The sequence below is a fragment of the Bradyrhizobium cytisi genome (assembly GCF_008123515.1).
Taxonomy (GTDB): domain Bacteria; phylum Pseudomonadota; class Alphaproteobacteria; order Rhizobiales; family Xanthobacteraceae; genus Bradyrhizobium; species Bradyrhizobium cytisi.
Genome location: NZ_VSSR01000168.1, coordinates 1 through 762, shown reverse-complemented (window position 1 = coordinate 762; position 762 = coordinate 1). Strand labels below are relative to the sequence as shown.

General features: G+C 65.2%; 1 protein-coding gene. It reads right to left on the bottom strand.

The genetic code is table 11. The features are described from left to right. Positions 1-352: 352 nt before the first annotated feature. Positions 353-762, bottom strand: a 410-nt coding sequence (locus tag FXB38_RS42330; RefSeq protein ID WP_187435534.1) for a transposase, incomplete at its 5' end; no start/stop codon positions are given.

The window sequence follows — 762 nt, the reverse complement described above, 5'->3', positions numbered from 1 at the left end:
AGATGTGTATAAGAGACAGATTGTGAAGGTTTTCGGATGCCGGCCCCATGAAGGTGGCGGCGCGGGCACGGGGCCGGCGTCCGCAAACCTCCAAGGGAGGAAACCGCGGGATGGGCACGTGGGTGGCGCGGCGTGGGCTATGGGGGTGCCGCGGATGATGTGTTTGATTGGAATTGAGCCGGTTCGGCGAGTTGGCCGAGGGCGGAGCGGCTCATGAATGAGCGGCCTGCCGCGTTGAACGGGGTGAATTGGCGGACGATTTGCGGCGGCTGGCGGATATCTGGGCGCGCTCTGCCAGGGCCTGTCGAGAGGCAGCGAGCGCGACGAGCAGATTTGCGGGATGGCGACGCGGTCATGAGGTGTCGATCCTGATGCGGTTCGTTGGAGCTGTTGGCCGATGCCGTGGCGTGGCACCGCGCTCGAACACCTCGATGATGATCATGCGACCGCCGCAGCATGGGCAGCTCGGCTTGATTTGATCGGCGGCGGCAGCAGTGGTGGGCTGGCCTTCAGAATTTGCAGCGGCGAGCAGCTCACGCGCGCGAGCGATGTTATCGGCGCGGGTGCCACTGGCGAGCAGGCCGTAGTGACGGATGCGGTGGAAGCCCTGCGGCAGGACGTGGATGAGGAAGCGGCGGATGAACTCGCCGCTTGAGAGTGTCATGAGCTTCTGGCGGTCGCGACCATCGGCGCGATAGTCCTTCCATCGGAAGGTGACGCCGGTGCGGTCGCAGGCGATCAGCCGGCTGTTGGCGATGGCGA